The 16,399-nt window shown below is 60.9% G+C and carries 13 protein-coding genes and 3 pseudogenes; 6 read left to right on the forward strand and 10 right to left on the reverse strand.

Going from position 1 to position 16,399, the window contains the following annotated elements; all coding sequences use genetic code 11:
* Nucleotides 1–477 precede the first annotated feature (477 nt).
* The 6 genes from QFZ91_RS24605 to QFZ91_RS24630 all read right to left on the reverse strand — a co-directional run bounded on the left by QFZ91_RS24605 (nucleotide 478) and on the right by QFZ91_RS24630 (nucleotide 6,410).
* A complete protein-coding gene (locus tag QFZ91_RS24605) occupies nucleotides 478–1,584 on the reverse strand; it encodes an IS5 family transposase (RefSeq protein WP_429522659.1) in 1,107 nt (368 codons plus the stop codon).
* A 464-nt stretch (nucleotides 1,585–2,048) separates the two neighbouring features.
* Nucleotides 2,049–3,326 carry an ATP-grasp domain-containing protein gene (locus QFZ91_RS24610; protein ID WP_176369593.1) on the reverse strand — a complete coding sequence of 426 codons (1,278 nt, stop codon included), beginning with the start codon at nucleotides 3,324–3,326 and terminating at the stop codon, nucleotides 2,049–2,051.
* Nucleotides 3,327–3,381: 55 nt separating this feature from the next.
* Entirely contained in the window at nucleotides 3,382–4,614 is a 1,233-nt protein-coding gene (locus tag QFZ91_RS24615) for an ATP-grasp domain-containing protein (RefSeq protein WP_309235182.1), read from the reverse strand.
* 10 nt (nucleotides 4,615–4,624) lie between these two features.
* A complete protein-coding gene (locus QFZ91_RS24620) occupies nucleotides 4,625–5,320 on the reverse strand; it encodes an iron-containing redox enzyme family protein (RefSeq protein WP_176369594.1) in 696 nt (231 codons plus the stop codon).
* Nucleotides 5,321–5,478: 158 nt separating this feature from the next.
* The gene (locus tag QFZ91_RS24625; RefSeq protein ID WP_429568777.1) at nucleotides 5,479–6,255 is read right to left on the reverse strand and encodes an EamA family transporter; all 777 of its coding nucleotides are present in this window, start codon (nucleotides 6,253–6,255) and stop codon (nucleotides 5,479–5,481) included.
* On the reverse strand, nucleotides 6,225–6,410 hold the full coding sequence (locus QFZ91_RS24630; protein ID WP_429568778.1) for a hypothetical protein: 186 nt from the start codon (nucleotides 6,408–6,410) through the stop codon (nucleotides 6,225–6,227). The genes QFZ91_RS24625 and QFZ91_RS24630 overlap by 31 nt, the downstream gene beginning before the upstream one ends.
* A 647-nt stretch (nucleotides 6,411–7,057) precedes the next feature.
* Between QFZ91_RS24630 and QFZ91_RS24635 the strand changes: the two genes are divergently transcribed.
* On the forward strand, nucleotides 7,058–8,164 hold the full coding sequence (locus QFZ91_RS24635; RefSeq protein ID WP_429568779.1) for an IS5 family transposase: 1,107 nt from the start codon (nucleotides 7,058–7,060) through the stop codon (nucleotides 8,162–8,164).
* Nucleotides 8,165–8,322: 158 nt separating this feature from the next.
* Here the strand turns inward: QFZ91_RS24635 and QFZ91_RS24640 are convergent.
* Nucleotides 8,323–8,490, reverse strand: a pseudogene (locus tag QFZ91_RS24640) (LysR family transcriptional regulator); the annotation flags it as partial.
* A 67-nt stretch (nucleotides 8,491–8,557) separates the two neighbouring features.
* On the opposite strand from QFZ91_RS24640, the gene QFZ91_RS24645 reads away from it, so the two are divergent.
* Nucleotides 8,558–8,824, forward strand: coding sequence for an ATP-binding domain-containing protein (locus QFZ91_RS24645; RefSeq protein ID WP_309235183.1), 267 nt, complete (start codon nucleotides 8,558–8,560; stop codon nucleotides 8,822–8,824).
* A gap of 542 nt (nucleotides 8,825–9,366) precedes the next feature.
* A pseudogene (locus QFZ91_RS24650) lies at nucleotides 9,367–9,551 on the forward strand (IS110 family transposase); the annotation flags it as partial.
* Between the two features lie 174 nt (nucleotides 9,552–9,725).
* Here the strand turns inward: QFZ91_RS24650 and QFZ91_RS24655 are convergent.
* Both QFZ91_RS24655 and QFZ91_RS24660 read right to left on the reverse strand, forming a co-directional pair.
* The gene (locus QFZ91_RS24655; RefSeq protein ID WP_429522659.1) at nucleotides 9,726–10,832 is read right to left on the reverse strand and encodes an IS5 family transposase; all 1,107 of its coding nucleotides are present in this window, start codon (nucleotides 10,830–10,832) and stop codon (nucleotides 9,726–9,728) included.
* 98 nt (nucleotides 10,833–10,930) lie between these two features.
* Complete coding sequence (locus tag QFZ91_RS24660) at nucleotides 10,931–11,743, reverse strand: IS5 family transposase (protein ID WP_429568780.1); 813 nt, start codon at nucleotides 11,741–11,743, stop codon at nucleotides 10,931–10,933.
* 552 nt (nucleotides 11,744–12,295) lie between these two features.
* Here QFZ91_RS24660 and istA point away from each other — a divergent pair.
* A complete protein-coding gene (istA, locus tag QFZ91_RS24665) occupies nucleotides 12,296–13,819 on the forward strand; it encodes an IS21 family transposase (protein WP_429568757.1) in 1,524 nt (507 codons plus the stop codon).
* A gap of 12 nt (nucleotides 13,820–13,831) precedes the next feature.
* Nucleotides 13,832–14,599: an IS21-like element helper ATPase IstB gene (istB, locus tag QFZ91_RS24670; RefSeq protein WP_429522646.1), complete on the forward strand. Its 768-nt coding sequence runs from the start codon at nucleotides 13,832–13,834 to the stop codon at nucleotides 14,597–14,599.
* A 194-nt stretch (nucleotides 14,600–14,793) separates the two neighbouring features.
* On the opposite strand, the gene QFZ91_RS24675 is transcribed toward istB, so the two are convergent.
* Entirely contained in the window at nucleotides 14,794–15,936 is a 1,143-nt protein-coding gene (locus QFZ91_RS24675) for an IS110 family transposase (RefSeq protein WP_429568781.1), read from the reverse strand.
* 87 nt (nucleotides 15,937–16,023) lie between these two features.
* Between QFZ91_RS24675 and QFZ91_RS24680 the strand changes: the two are divergent.
* Nucleotides 16,024–16,378, forward strand: a pseudogene (locus tag QFZ91_RS24680) (IS110 family transposase); the annotation flags it as partial.
* Between the last annotated feature and the right edge of the window lie 21 nt (nucleotides 16,379–16,399).

The raw sequence follows: 16,399 nt of genomic DNA on the forward strand, positions 1-16,399 counted from the left end.
CGTTCTTATCGAGCACTGCGGCAAACCTGGCGCTGTCAGGTTGACGCCCATCTGCACTCCCTATGTGAACAGTAGTAATACTTATTATATAATCGTTTTGATTGCTCCCGGAACGTACAGCCGTACCATGTACCGATGCGCTGTTTGACTATGGCGAAATAACAGGCCGCGTTCCTCTGTGTCTGCAGCGCCAAGCGCTGACGAAAGGGGCTTAGCGATTGTGTGCGACGCGTATCTCGAAAGGGAACATCTGACGTTCGCGGTTACGGGTCGGCAGATCACGCGTGCAGCCGCTTTGATAAAAATGTGCTTAGCCCTAGCAGGCTGTTGAAAAGCGCCCCGTCATGACGACCGAAGCTACGTTCAGGAGACTTGCGCGTGCAATTTCCCGCTGAATTGCCGGTTTGCCGCGCGATCCGCGCGGGGCATGCGCACGCATGCAGCCCCGCTGGCGCGCAGTCTTCACGCCGTGACGGCTCATCGCGCCGCTCCTTGCGGCACCACCCCTGGCATTCGGGCCATGCGGGTCAGATTGCTCGCAACCATCGTCAGCTTGAAGTGCTGGTCGACGCGCTTGATACCGCGATAGACCGTCTGCCGGATCCGACCGACCGTTTTACCCCAGCCGAAATGCTCTTCGATTCGTTTGCGGATGATCTGGCTAATCCGGTAGCCTGTATGCCGCGAAGTGCGACCATCGATTGCGCTGCCGCCCCAACGCTCATCGTTGCGCGCGACATGCGGTGTCACGTTGCGAGCGCGGCAATCGTTCACGAAGTCGCGGGTGTCATACGCCTTGTCGGCACCAACTGTCTTCGCATGAGCGCCTGGCACGCAATCGAGCAATTGCAATGCGCTGGCCCGCTCGGCGAAACCATCTGCGTGACTCACCACGGCGCCGACCACCAGCCCCGAGCGATTCTCCATCAGGATGTGCCCGTGGTAGCACAGGATGGCCGGGCTCTTGTGGCTCTTCTTGAACAATCGCGCCTCCGGATCAGTAGTCGACTCGTGCGTGGCATTGCTACGTCGCTCGCCTTTCCAGTCAGTGTCGGCGTTGCGGCCACCGCCGGCTGGCGGACCATCGTCCGGGCCGTCCTTGCGGCGGAAGCTCTTGTGACTGGCCCACGCCTGAATCAGCGTGCCGTCCACCGAGAAATGCTCTCTCGACAGCAAGCCCCGCTTGTCCGCCAGGCTCATGACTTCGGTGAAGAACGCTTCCACGACTTCATGCTCCAGAAGCCGGTCGCGGTTCTTCGAGAACACCGAGTGGTCCCACACCGCGTCCTCAATCGCCAGCCCGACAAACCAGCGGAACAGCAGGTTGTAGCGCATCTGCTCCATCAGCATGCGCTCGCTGCGCACCGAGTAGAACACCTGCAACAGCAGCGCCCGCATCAGCTTCTCAGGCGCAATCGAGGCACGGCCGGTGTCCGCGTAGATGACGCTGAACAGCCCGTTGAGCCGTTTCAACGCGTCATTCACCAGCAACCGGATCGGTCGCAACGGGTGATCTGCCGGGACGAAGTCCTCGAGCTTGACCGTCGTGAACAGGGGTTCCTGCATCTCATCCATTCCGCGCATCGCATCCGCTGCCAAAGATCATGAACACGATATCCATAACGCCCGTCCCTCAAACCCCGTTTACACGGGACCCAAATTCAACAGCCTGCTAGGGAGTCCAGGAATTCCCAGTTGCCGCTGGATAGCTGCGCGATTGCTCGGACGCTTTGCTCCAGCACGCCGGGTTTGCGTGTCCTGCTCATCGAGCAGTTTCCCCACCACATACGTCTCGTCGCGTGGCGTCACAAACACCACTTCTAAATGCCTAGTGCCGCGAGGTTTCTACCGAACCGCCCTAGCGCACCGAGCCAATCGATAGCCGGACTTGACATGCCAGCAACGAATCGTCGGTTCCGTACCTGAGTACGCCTCCTCGCTCCGAACGAGAAGTGTCCGTCAACAGCGCAGCTGATCATAACAGCAGGGAACCGCTGGCCGTGGTAAAGCGATTTCGTCGCGTTCATTCTCTCCTTCCAACGCGCGCCTCATCGCCAGCGTGATGGCGCATTTTCGGGCAACGGATAGCCATCATGCCAATGCCCGCGCGGCCAAGCGGGGCGGCTCGGGGCATCGATATCGCCGAGCTCGTACTGGAAGCGCTCCAAGGTCGCGGCGATCGCTGCATCAATCTCATCTTCCGATCGACCGCGGTAGCGAAACCGGCCGAGGATCTCGTCGTAGCCGCCCTTGCCGTCGAAGACATGATTTGCCTTCGGCGTAATGGCCGCATACAGTGGTGCGATCCCGTCCGGGACGACGGCTCGCAAGAGGCGACTGCCGGTCGCCTCGGGGAGCAGCAGAAACCCTCCTAGCTCGGTGGAGCGGGCCGCTGCACCCACGCCTGCCTCGGATGCGAGCGACGTCCCGTAGTTGAGCTGCTGACGGACCCACAGGCTGAAGATGTCAATGCCGTAGAGATCGCGGAACAGGAACGGAATTTCACCGCCGCCTACGCGCGCGCCGATCTCAAGGAAATAGAGGCCGTCGGAGCCGCGAATCACTTCGAGATGAAAGGCGCCATCCAACAGCGATAGAGCGCGGAGACTCGTTTGCGCGAACGCGAGTAGTTCGTCGTTCGACGGTCCAGGCTGCAACATTATCGACCCGAGCGGTTTGCCATTGGCGAAGTCAAGGCATGAGTTAAGGTAGCGCGACGCCCGGATCAGCAACGGCTTGCCGCTCGAGACGATACCGTCAACGTGATAGATCGGCCCTTCGATGAACTCCTCGCATTCGTACGAAGTGCCCGTAAGTCGGGGCAGGAGCGCACCGAACTGTTCCACCGAATCGACCCGATGGACACCGATGCTTGCCGCGCCGGTTCGCGGCTTGACGATAAGCGGATGCCGCAGTCCGGCGACAGTGGTGAGCGCGTCCTCCCGATCGTTCAATTCGACGAACTGCGGCACGCGCAGACCGGCCGCACTGACGACGCGCTTCATCACCGTCTTGTCGCGAAAGCGTGCTGCGGTGGCGGGCCGGTCGCCCGGGACGTCGAAGGTTTCCCGCAGCTGTGCCGCGGCGAGCAGGTCGAATTCGGACAGCGCGATCAGTCGGTCGACACCGTTCAGCCTAGTACGGCATGCGTCAAACGCCACGCGCAGCCTGTGTATATCGTTGAAGTCCGGGAGGATCTCGATGTGCGAGATGCGCGTCGCTTCGAGAGCTTTCGCGCCTTCCGGTGTGCACAGATAGGCAACGTCGTGCGCGTCGTGATCGATGTATCGGTGATAGGCGGCAAAATCGTCGGACCAGCGATTCATTACGACACTTCGGGTACGGCGGGGGAAGGGGGTATCCGTCATCGCGACTCATCCTTCAATGGACCTTGAATGTCAACCCCATTTCGAGCGCGCATTGCGCGTCGTTCAGTCGGCGTTCGAGCGTGGGGCGATCGGGCGCTGTAAATAGCACGTGGCCGACCCGGCCACGGAAGTCGGTCGGCGGCGATACCCAGTCGCCGGTGCGCGGATAGATTTCCGCTTCTTGGAAGCCAGGCTGCGTACGCACATCGTCAAGCCCGCTGACACCGACGAACTGCCCGGCTGCCTCGGGTGCGAGAAACCGGACGCCGCTTACCCGGGTGCTCCGCCCGTGGCAGTATCCCGGGGCCGGGTCCCATTCCCCGAGATAGCTGCGGAGCATGACTTCCGGTAGCGAGATTGACTTAGCTAGCTCAACGAGCCGGTAGATCCGGTCGCCGCCGAGCCGCGCGGCGATTTCGATCAGCGTGGGACCGTCGCGCGTCATGCGCACTTCCGCATGAAACACGCCCAGCGTCAGGCCGATCTCTCTCGCCACCGTTTCGACATACGCGCTCAGCCGAGCTCGGTCGCGGTCGTCGAGCGTAGCGTCGACCACATGTCCCATCTCGACGAAGTAGGGCTCGGGCCCGAGGATCTTTTCGGTAATGGCGAGCATGCGCGGACCGAGCGGACCGACGTAGCCTTCTACGCTGTACTCAGGTCCGTCGAGATACTGTTCAAGCATCATCACTTGACCAACTTCGCGGCCCATGTCCGGAACAGATCGATGCGCAACGCTGTCGACCGTCGCCTGCAACTGCGCGAGCGAATCGACGCGGCGCACCAGTAGGCTGCCGCAACCATCGACCGGCTTCACGACGGCCGGAAATCCGACGTGCGCCGCCGCGCAGGCGACGTCGCCACGCTTTGCGATCGGCGCGAAACGCGGTACAGCGAGCCCGGCCATGCTGAGTCGCTGACGGCTACGGTATTTGTCACGTGTGAGCGCGGCCGCTTCGGGCGCTAGATGAGGTAACCCCAATTGCGCGGCCGTCTGCGCGACGACGTCGACCGCGTACTCAAAGCCGGGAACGAGCGCGTCGATGCCCCCAACAGTCCGCACTGCTGCAGCGACGTCATCAGCCGAGCCAGTGTCGACACTCGTCAGCGACGCCACGGTCCGGAGGTGCGTTGGCGGCACGATGCGGGTATCTGCGCAGAACACGTGTACTGGGTGCCCGAGCCGCTGCGCTGCAGCGATCAGCGCGGTGCCCGATGAGACAGGCTCCACTACTACAATAGCCACGATGCGCTCCTCATGCAACGACCACGTCCGACTGGCGCCCGGTTTCTGCCTTTAGTTCGTCGAAGTAATCGCCGACCAAGCCGATGAAGTTGCGAAGATGCATTTCGGCCTTGTCGATGCCACCCCATCCGTCGATCGCGCGCTGGACTGCGCCCCACATCAGATCGTCGTGGTCGTGCGATTCGTCGTATTGGATATGGCCAAGCGAACCCTTAACGGTGTGGTGCCCGAAGGCTCGACCCGCGGCTTCGGTGATCGTCTTATTGTAGCGGTCCGAATACCATTCGACGAACCAGTTCCACGCCATCGTCGGCAATGGGCCATCGCGTTCGATGCTGAGATACAGATAATTGATCAGCTTCCTGGTCGAGTGGAGCGGCTCAATTGTGTCAATCTGTTCGGCGGTGAGGCCGAATTTTTCGATGTCGCGCAGAAAGAGTCCTTCGTGGCCGTATTCCTCGGCGAGGTATTGCGCGAGGATCTGCGCGAGTTGATTGTCCTTGAAGCCGATCTTGTAGAGCGCGAATGCATCGACTTCATTGTTCAGGCGGATGCGCAGCACTGTCTCAACGAGATGCCGCCGATAGTATTCGCGGTCGATCCATTCGCCACGGTGAAACGCGGCGGTGTCGGGCGAGGCGGAAAAGAGCGCCTGCATTTCACAGTCTGCAACCAGTTCGAAACGGGCACGATCTTGGTGGGCCATTTTCAGTCTCCAGTAAAACCACATGAAGGGAAACAGCATCGCAAGCGCGACACACACAACGACGAAGCGAATCATCCGCAGTTAGTGTCTCGACAACATTCGAAGACGCGGAGGAAAATGCAGTGCGAGATGACGAGCCACCTGCCGGCAACGCCGGCCTATTCTTGGCGGCAGCAGGCTATGCTGGCGCTGATCACGAGCAACGTGCCGATGCTTTGCAAGCCTGTCATAGGCTGACCGAGGACGACAAAACCGATTGCGGCAGCAATGGCGGGTTCGATGCTCATCAGAATGCCGAACGCGGACGCCGTCATGCGCCGCAGCGCGAACATCTCGAGGACGTAGGGCAGGAGCGGCACGAGTACCGCGAGATATGCGGCGTCAATCAATTGCGCGGTGGGCAGATGGCCACTGCTTTGCGCAAGACCAAACGGCGTGGTGACCAGGGCCGCGACGATCAGCGACATTGAGAGCCCCTGCAGGCCATCGAACAGCGTGCCGACTCGCTTCATCATCACGATGTACGTTGCCCATCCGAGCGCAGCCCCAAACGGAAAGACGAGCGCGGTTAACGAGGTGGTCCACATGCTGTCCTGCCGCGCAATCAGGACGACGCCGACCATCGCCACCATGGGCCACACTAGCATCCGGAATCTGCGAATACCGGCCGTCGCGACGATGAGGGGACCAATGAAGCTGATGGCGACTGCGAGACCAAGGGGCACGCGCTGCACGGCTTCGAAGTAGCACAGTGTCATGCCGGCCATGGCGCTACCGAGGACGAAAGCGGCGATCCAGCGCTGTCGGGAGTAGGTATGGAGCGGCGGTCGCACCACGATCGCGAGCACCAAGCCCGCGAAACAAAGACGCAGCCATGTCGTGCTGAGCGTACCGTATTGGATTGTCACGGGTCGCGACAAAGCAGCACGCTGCACATCGACGCGATAGCCATGGCAGCCGCGAGCACGCTGGCAACAGGTCGCGAAGACGGCTTGGAACCAGGGGCGTTAGCATCAAACGCATCGCCTTTAACTGGCTCAACCCCGGTGTCGATACGATTTGTTTGGACGACATCTAAATCTTCGCTCATACTCGGCTCCGCAGGGATGACGGGAGAATCCTAACAGCGCATATCCGCTTTGTATAAGCCGTTAATTTTTTTGAGTGCATCAATCATATTGATGATTCGCGATGGAGAAAAGTCTGTTTTTGCAGGTAAAATTACCGGCGGGAGGCTCACTCCGCGTGGAAAAGAGAGTACTGATTCTTATCGGATGATTGTCTCGATTGCGCGCCGGACATTTCAGTCATGCGATGTGCCACAGCGTGCTTTGAGTATGGCGGGATGCTGGGCGGTCTCGCTTTGCTCTGAATTCCATCAACTTGATGGCTGGTGTCGACACGCAGCGGTTTCTGCCCATGCGCTCTGGAAGCGATCAATGCCCGGCAGAAGCCATGTCGCGACGAACGCCGGCTAACGGTCACCGTCAACACGCCCACAGCCGAGCCAGCCCCTTCTTCAGTCGCGCAAATCCCAGATTCAACCGATCGAACCCCTCGCGGATGTCAGGGAGCGCCCGAAGGGCGACGGCCGTGAGTACAAGATGTGGTCGCCCGCCGGTAGCGCGGTGGAACAGCAGTACGTCTAGCAGGCTGTTGAATTTGGGTCCCGTGTAAACGGGGTTTGAGGGACGGGCGTTATGGATATCGTGTTCATGATCTTTGGCAGCGGATGCGATGCGCGGAATGGATGAGATGCAGGAACCCCTGTTCACGGCGGTCAAGCTCGAGGACTTCGTCCCGGCAGATCACCCGTTGCGACCGATCCGGTTGCTGGTGAATGACGCGTTGAAACGGCTCAACGGGCTGTTCAGCGTCATCTACGCGGACACCGGCCGTGCCTCGATTGCGCCTGAGAAGCTGATGCGGGCGCTGCTGTTGCAGGTGTTCTACTCGGTGCGCAGCGAGCGCATGCTGATGGAGCAGATGCGCTACAACCTGCTGTTCCGCTGGTTTGTCGGGCTGGCGATTGAGGACGCGGTGTGGGACCACTCGGTGTTCTCGAAGAACCGCGACCGGCTTCTGGAGCATGAAGTCGTGGAAGCGTTCTTCACCGAAGTCATGAGCCTGGCGGACAAGCGGGGCTTGCTGTCGAGAGAGCATTTCTCGGTGGACGGCACGCTGATTCAGGCGTGGGCCAGTCACAAGAGCTTCCGCCGCAAGGACGGCCCGGACGATGGTCCGCCAGCCGGCGGTGGCCGCAACGCCGACACTGACTGGAAAGGCGAGCGACGTAGCAATGCCACGCACGAGTCGACTACTGATCCGGAGGCGCGATTGTTCAAGAAGAGCCACAAGAGCCCGGCCATCCTGTGCTACCACGGGCACATCCTGATGGAGAATCGCTCGGGGCTGGTGGTCGGCGCCGTGGTGAGTCACGCAGATGGTTTCGCCGAGCGGGCCAGCGCATTGCAATTGCTCGATTGCGTGCCAGGCGCTCATGCGAAGACAGTTGGTGCCGACAAGGCGTATGACACCCGCGACTTCGTGAACGATTGCCGCGCTCGCAACGTGACACCGCATGTCGCGCGCAACGATGAGCGTTGGGGCGGCAGCGCAATCGATGGTCGCACTTCGCGGCATACGGGCTACCGGATTAGCCAGATCATCCGCAAACGAATCGAAGAGCATTTCGGCTGGGGTAAAACGGTCGGTCGGATCCGGCAGACGGTCTATCGCGGTATCAAGCGCGTCGACCAGCACTTCAAGCTGACGATGGTTGCGAGCAATCTGACCCGCATGGCCCGAATGCCAGGGGTGGTGCCGCAAGGAGCGGCGCGATGAGCCGTCACGGCGTGAAGACTGCGCGCCAGCGGGGCTGCATGCGTGCGCATGCCCCGCGCGGATCGCGCGGCAAACCGGTAATTCAGCGGGAAATTGCACGCGCAAGTCTCCTGAACGTAGCTTCGGTCGTCATGACGGGGCGCTTTTCAACAGCCTGCTAGGCATTCTTCGAGACTGCGAACGAATTGACCAACGTCGGTGGGCGTAACATTCAGTTCCATTGCAGCAGCCGAGAAGCCCGGGTGGCGCGCGCTCGACTCCAAGGCTCGCAGCGTGTCCGGGGGAGCCGGCCATGCACAGAAAGATTTTCTTTCAACGACAAACAAGACACCTCATTTGTGAGCGTGACGTCGACTGGCTAGGAATGTTCAAATCGGTCTGCAAAGCAAGGGCATTTCATGTTGCCGTTTCCGTTTTTATCGTTTTCAGGAACAGTCACAGAACGACTACGTTATCTCAACCGTGCACAGGGCCAAGGGCCTCGAATGGAAGCGGGTCAAGGTGGTCAATGATTTCTTGTTCAAGTACGTCGATGGTCGTCTCGTGGTAGAGGACGACGAACTGCGCCTCCTATACGTCGCCTTCACGCGCGCGCAGCATGTGCTGGATGTATCGGATCTACGCGAAGAACTCCTGCGCCTGTTTGCATCGCGCCGGTAGCCCGATCCTAACCAGCGTGTCGAGCTCGATCAGAAGTAGAAGCCACCCAAAGGAAAACGTAACGGAGGTCGCAGTGAGCAAACGGTCAAACTTGGATTCGCCGGCAGACCGGCTAAAGCGAGCGCGTGAGTCGTTCAATAGCCACATGGAAGCGACCGTAAGGCCTTTGCTTAACATCGACCAGTGCCAGCAGGATCGGTTGCGGTTTGTCGAAATAGAGAAGAGGATCGCCGATAAGAGTATTCGCCGGGACTATCAGCAAAAGGCCATCCGCTGCTTGAGGCGAATATGGAATGCGATGGGCCAAATGCCCAGCTGCGACTTGTGCCCGAGCCCGACTCGAAATTGCCACAATTCATTACTGTTTTTTCGTCTTGCCATCTCGCCAAGATATTGCGTCCATGGCTTGATGTCCAGGTTGTGTTAGATGGTATGGACGCCTCCCCCCGCAACGGGCAAGCGGAAGCTGAGTGGGAGAGAGCATCTGCAGTCAGCTGTACAGTGATGCGTCGAACCCCACAGCTCACGCAGGAGGTTTCCAAATGAAGATGCCCGTTATTGGCATGGATATCGCCAAGCACGTCTTCCAGTTGCATGCGGTCGACGTTGCCACGGGGAAGGTCGAGCGCGTGAAAATCAAGCGAGGTGAGGTAGCGGATTCTTTGCAAAGAGGGCGCGCTCACGTGTCGCGATTGAAGCCTGCGGTGGTGCTCATCACTGGGCCCGCTAACTGCAGAAGCTTAGCAGGCTGTTGAAAAGCGCCCCGTCATGACGACCGAAGCTACGTTCAGGAGACTTGCGCGTGCAATTTCCCGCTGAATTACCGGTTTGCCGCGCGATCCGCGCGGGGCATGCGCACGCATGCAGCCCCGCTGGCGCGCAGTCTTCACGCCGTGACGGCTCATCGCGCCGCTCCTTGCGGCACCACCCCTGGCATTCGGGCCATGCGGGTCAGATTGCTCGCAACCATCGTCAGCTTGAAGTGCTGGTCGACGCGCTTGATACCGCGATAGACCGTCTGCCGGATCCGACCGACCGTTTTACCCCAGCCGAAATGCTCTTCGATTCGTTTGCGGATGATCTGGCTAATCCGGTAGCCTGTATGCCGCGAAGTGCGACCATCGATTGCGCTGCCGCCCCAACGCTCATCGTTGCGCGCGACATGCGGTGTCACGTTGCGAGCGCGGCAATCGTTCACGAAGTCGCGGGTGTCATACGCCTTGTCGGCACCAACTGTCTTCGCATGAGCGCCTGGCACGCAATCGAGCAATTGCAATGCGCTGGCCCGCTCGGCGAAACCATCTGCGTGACTCACCACGGCGCCGACCACCAGCCCCGAGCGATTCTCCATCAGGATGTGCCCGTGGTAGCACAGGATGGCCGGGCTCTTGTGGCTCTTCTTGAACAATCGCGCCTCCGGATCAGTAGTCGACTCGTGCGTGGCATTGCTACGTCGCTCGCCTTTCCAGTCAGTGTCGGCGTTGCGGCCACCGCCGGCTGGCGGACCATCGTCCGGGCCGTCCTTGCGGCGGAAGCTCTTGTGACTGGCCCACGCCTGAATCAGCGTGCCGTCCACCGAGAAATGCTCTCTCGACAGCAAGCCCCGCTTGTCCGCCAGGCTCATGACTTCGGTGAAGAACGCTTCCACGACTTCATGCTCCAGAAGCCGGTCGCGGTTCTTCGAGAACACCGAGTGGTCCCACACCGCGTCCTCAATCGCCAGCCCGACAAACCAGCGGAACAGCAGGTTGTAGCGCATCTGCTCCATCAGCATGCGCTCGCTGCGCACCGAGTAGAACACCTGCAACAGCAGCGCCCGCATCAGCTTCTCAGGCGCAATCGAGGCACGGCCGGTGTCCGCGTAGATGACGCTGAACAGCCCGTTGAGCCGTTTCAACGCGTCATTCACCAGCAACCGGATCGGTCGCAACGGGTGATCTGCCGGGACGAAGTCCTCGAGCTTGACCGTCGTGAACAGGGGTTCCTGCATCTCATCCATTCCGCGCATCGCATCCGCTGCCAAAGATCATGAACACGATATCCATAACGCCCGTCCCTCAAACCCCGTTTACACGGGACCCAAATTCAACAGCCTGTTAGAGCGTGTTAGGAACTTTGAAGTACTGGCACGGCGTGGACAAGCATGAGCATTGCGAAGACGACGAAATGAAGCCCAGCGAGAGTTTCGGGAAGCCGTTCATAGTCACGTGCGAGACGCCGGAAACGGTTGAGCCAGCCAAAGCTGTGCTCGACCACCCACCGGCGGGGGAGCAGAACGAAACCCTTTTTCGTTTCTTCGAGTTTGATCACCTGAAGGTCAATGCCCTCGTCGAATGCAGCCTGCGCTGGCTCCTTGCCCGTGTATCCCTGATCGGCAAATGCCACCTTGACCGTTCGTCCCGTTACCTGCTGGACCTGCCGCGCAAGCTCCGCTACCTGTGCGCGCTCCTGTTCATTGGCGGGGGGCGCGTGTACCGCCAGCAACTGTCCCAACATGTCTACTGCAATATGTACCTTGCTACCGCGCTTCCGCTTATAACCGTCATAGCCCGCACGCGGGCCGCTCTCGCAGGTCGACTGTATCGTGCGGCCATCGAGGATGACCGCGCTGGGCTGTCCCCGACGGCCCTGTGCCACGCGTATCACCGAGCGCAGGTCGCTCACCATGCTCTCAAAGCAGCCAGCCTGCAGCCAGCGTTGAGTCTGCTGATACACCAGCTCCCACGGCGGGAAATCATTGGGCAGCATCCTCCACGGCGCGCCGGCACGAGCCATCCAGCGCAATGCATCAAACATGTCGCGCAGTTCGTATTTGCGCTGGGGCGCGTCAACGTCCATCAGCGTCAGATACGGCGCCGCGAAACTCCATTCCTCATCCGACACATCTGTCGGATACCCTTTGCGGTCGGTTCTTTTCATCCCGCCAGGATACCAGGTCTCAATCGAAGTTCCTAACACGCTCTTCTATGGGGAGCTGAAAGTCAAGCCCTGTTGAAGAGATAAAAATCTGTTATCCGAAGTAAACCTCTTCCTCGTCGTCCGGTCTCTACGGCCAGCCTGCGCGGTCACCATTGATGACCAGGCGCAGGCTGGCCGTAGAGACCATTCCGTAAAGCACGGGACCGACGCTTCTCACGTACACGTTACCGTAGCCTGGCGTGTCAATGTCATTCAGGTCAGGGTGTGTGTTGACCGGCCAATGCCGGGTCGACCTTCTATCCGTGCCGACCTGGCAGGCCGGTCACCTCATGGCGCATGCGCGAAGCGCTGGCACTACCCTGTTACCGACGCGCCCCATCTAGGTGCGTATTTCGGACGAACGTGACCGGCCGTTTCGGGATGGTGACCGGCGATTTCGGCAACGTGACCGGGCATTTCGGGAACGTGACCGTGCGGACCGGAAGGCAGGATTGGCGTTGCGCATGACATCAACTACGCGGGCTATGCTCGCCGGCTTTTGCCGGAGAGAGCATGGCCGCGCACCGGATGAACATGCGCATGATCAAGGACGTTTTACGACTTAAATTCGACGGCGGTTTCTCGCACGATCGGATCGCCGCGTCACTGGGCATATCCAAGGGCGTGGTCACGAAGTACATAGGACTGGCCGGTGCCGCCGGGCTGGACTGGGCAAGCGCCAGCGATATGGATGAAGGCGACCTCGAGCGGCGGCTCCTCGGCAAGCCCACGGGGCCAGCAGGCTACGCCCAGCCCGACTACGGACGCATCCACCAGGAGCTGCGTCGCAAGGGCATGACGCTGACGTTGCTGTGGGAGGAGTACCAGGCCGAGTTTGCGGACCGGCAGACCTACCGCTATACGCAGTTCTGCGAGCACTACAAGGCGTTCACGAAACGCCTGAAGCGCTCGATGCGTCAGATTCACCGCGCCGGCGAGAAACTGTTTGTCGACTTCGCCGGCCCCACGTTGCCGCTGACGACTGGACGCCGCGCGCACATCTTCGTGGCGGCCATGGGCGCATCGAGTTACACGTTCGCATGCGCGACGCCAGCCGAAACGATGGAGGACTGGCTGAGCGGCATCGCACGTGCGCTGACCTTCTATGGTGGCGTGCCGCAGCTGATCGTGCCGGATAACCCGCGCGCGATGATTGCCGATCCCGACCGCTATGAACCTCGCGCCGGCGACACCGTGCTGGACTTTGCGCGTCACTACGGCACGTCATTCCTTCCTGCACGCGTATATCGTCCGCAGGACAAACCGAAGGTAGAGGTTGCGGTCCAGGTCGTCGAACGCTGGATCATGGCGCGCCTGCGTCATCACCGGTTTGAGTCGGTCCACTCGGTCAATGAGGCGATCCGCCCGCTGCTCAAGAACCTGAATGAGAGGCCGTTCCAGAAGCTGCCGGGATGTCGCGCCAGCTCATTCGCCCAGCTGGACGCGCCGGCACTGCAGCCGCTGCCGGCACAGCCCTATGAGCTCGCGCGCTTCAAGACAGTGACGGTTCACATCGACTATCACGTCGAGATCAACAAACACCGCTACAGCGTGCCGCACGCGTTGGTCGGTCTCAAGCTCGATGCGCGCATCACGGCGGGCGCTGTCGAACTGCTGCATCGAGGTCGCCGTGTCGCCAGCCACGCACGCAACGACCGCGCAGGCGGCTACACCACCGTCGTCGAGCACATGCCGGCGGCGCACCGCGCTCATCTGGAATGGACGCCGCAGCGGCTGATTCATTGGGGACAGCAGATCGGCGCGGCAACCGGCGCGCTTGTTACCCGGCTGCTGCAGGAGCAACGTCATCCGGAACACGGCTATCGGGCGTGCCTCGGATTGCTCTCGCTCTCACGTCGCTATGGCCGCGAACGTCTCGAAGCCGCCTGTGCGCTAGCACTGGAGCTGGGCGTGCACCGTTACCGCCACGTGCGCGACATCCTGATCAACAACCGCGACCGCGCTGCAGTGGCAACGCCTGCCGACTGGATCAGCCCGAGCCACGCGCATGTACGCGGTCCCGGCTACTACCAATAAAGAAGACCCACCATGATGATGCAACAGACACTGACGCAACTGCGCACCCTGAAGCTGGACGGTTTCGCTGACGGCCTGGAAGAACAACTGACGCAGCCCGGTGCGGCCAGCCTGAGCTTCGAGGAGCGCCTGTCACTGCTGGTCGACCGGGAAGCCAGCTGGCGTGATGATCGCCGTCGTACCCGACTGCTCAAGCAGGCGCGCCTCAAGTATCCGCAAGCCGCCATTGAAGATCTCGACACGCGCGCTGGCCGTGGCGTCGATCCGCGCTCACTCACGAGTCTCGCGCTCGGTGACTGGGTCGAAGCCGGCTACAGCCTGCTCATCAGCGGCCCAACCGGCGCCGGGAAATCGTGGCTCGCTTGCGCCCTGGCCCAATACGCTTGCCGGCGTGGGCATTCAGCCTTGTATCTGCGCGTGCCACGACTTGGCGAAGAGCTTCGCGTTCTGCACGGCAACGGCGGCTTCACAAAATGGCTGCTGCAGGTTGCCCGCGTTGACGTACTTCTGCTGGACGATTGGGGAATGGCGCCTCTCGATACGATGGTTCGAAACGATCTGCTCGAGATGATCGATGACCGCTCGGCGGGAAAGGCGACCATCATCACCAGCCAGTTACCGATTGAGCACTGGCATGGATGGATCGGCGACGAGACCATCGCCGACGCAATGCTCGACCGCCTCATGCAGCGTCATCACCGGATCACGCTCACCGGTGAATCCCTCAGAAAAGCATCCCCAAAACCCAACGTCCTGGAGCCCAAACTCGACCAGAACTAACAAGGAAATCTACAATCAACACCGCGCAACGCCTCACCCCGCCGGATCGGTCACGTTCCCGAAATCGGCGGTCACGTTCGCCGAAATACGCACTAGGGAAACGGCCACCCGCGATGGGTAGCCCGAGCGTGTTTCGGGCGCGTTGACCTTTACATGCTGTTGCTGCATCCGATTTCATTCAGTCATTGAGACCCTCACGTATTGGCATCGCGCGGTTTGCGTATCGCCCCGACGGGGATCTCGCCGTACTCGAGATAGCGCCACAGGGCGATTGCCAGACGGCGTGCGAGCGCGACGATACCGATGCGCCGCATCCGCTTGCCGCCGCCGGCAAAGCGCTCGTTGAACCAGTGGCTGAGCTGGCTGCCGGGCTGCAGGCGCAGCCAGCTCCAGGCGAGCTCGACCATCAGCCAGCGACATCGCCGGTTGCCCGCCTTGCTGATACCGAGTTCAACGTCGCTGGTGCCACTGGCGTACGGCGTGGGCGTGAGGCCTAGGTAGCCGGCCACTTCGCGGCGGTTGCGAAACTGCCGCCAGCCGAACAGTTCCCTGACGAGTGTCCACGCGCTGCCTGCACCGATGCCGGCAAGCTGTGCGAGCAGCGCCATGCCGGGATGTGCGCTGCTACGCACCTGCCGGTTCTGCTCCACTTCGAGCAGGCGGATCTGCCGGCGCACCAGCGCGAGCCGCTCACATTCGCGGTCAATTTCGGCGCGCAGACCGGGCGCCAGCAACTCGCGCTGACGGGTCCACCAGTGTGTCCAGATGCGACCGCCGACGGACTTGACCCGAAGGTTGTGCAGTACCAGCAGGGAACGGATCCGGTTAGTGTGCGCGGTCTGCTCTTTGCGCAGGCGTTCGAGCTCGCGGTGCAGGCGGCGGTCGTCTTCCTGCTCGGGCGTGGGAATGCGTGCCACCGCCCACACACGCCGCTCGCCCGCGTAATAGTGCATGAGCATCGACAGCAGCTTGTCGCTGTCAAGCCGGTCTGTCTTGGCGCGACGCGCACGGCGGTTCACCTCGATGCTGGCCGAATCGACCACGAGATTGACGGTGCCCTGTTCGCTCAGCCAGCGGTGCAGCCAGAAGCCGTCGCGGCCGGCTTCATAACAGCTGTAGACGGGTGCGTCGGCGCCCAGATGGCAACGCGCTCTGGCGTTAGCGATCGCGGTTAGGACTACCGTGGTATCGCCTGCGGCGACCGTGTAACGGCTGGGCGCGCGCCGGCCATCACCAAGTGAGAGCTTCCAGCTCCTCTCGCCCAGTTCAAAAGCCATGTACAGGCGGCCACCTGCCGTCGTATTCTGCCCACCGAGGGCTGTGTCAGGCGCATCCATTTGCGTGCTCCTTCGAAGAAAACGAGTGTGCAACTCCGTTTTACTCCGGTGGGCTTACTGCCGCTGCCCTCCCACATAGCATCTAGTCATGAAGTGAGGCTCATTGCAGCGCATTCGGTGAGACCGTTCGTCCTGCGCAACAAATCCGATGCGGCCGACGCGCGGTATCTGGACTGCGGCCCAACAGCCGAAGGCGCGGTTTGTCGCCGTCAAAAGCGAAACACAGCAATCGATTCTGGCATTGCACCGGATGCGGGCACAGCTGATGAAGTTCCGGATCATGCAAACGAATGCTTTGCGCGGCATGCTGTATGAATTTGGCGAAATTCTTCCCGAAGGCTACCAGCCGTTCACGAAGGAGATCGTGCCTGCATTCGCCAGAATCTCCGAGCGTCTGCCAGCCATTCTCGTCGACAGCTTGCGTGAACAGTGGGCCCGTGTATAGGCGATCAGCGAAGATATT

Source organism: Paraburkholderia sp. JPY419 (assembly GCF_050435705.1).
GTDB classification, from domain to species: Bacteria; Pseudomonadota; Gammaproteobacteria; order Burkholderiales; family Burkholderiaceae; genus Paraburkholderia; species Paraburkholderia youngii.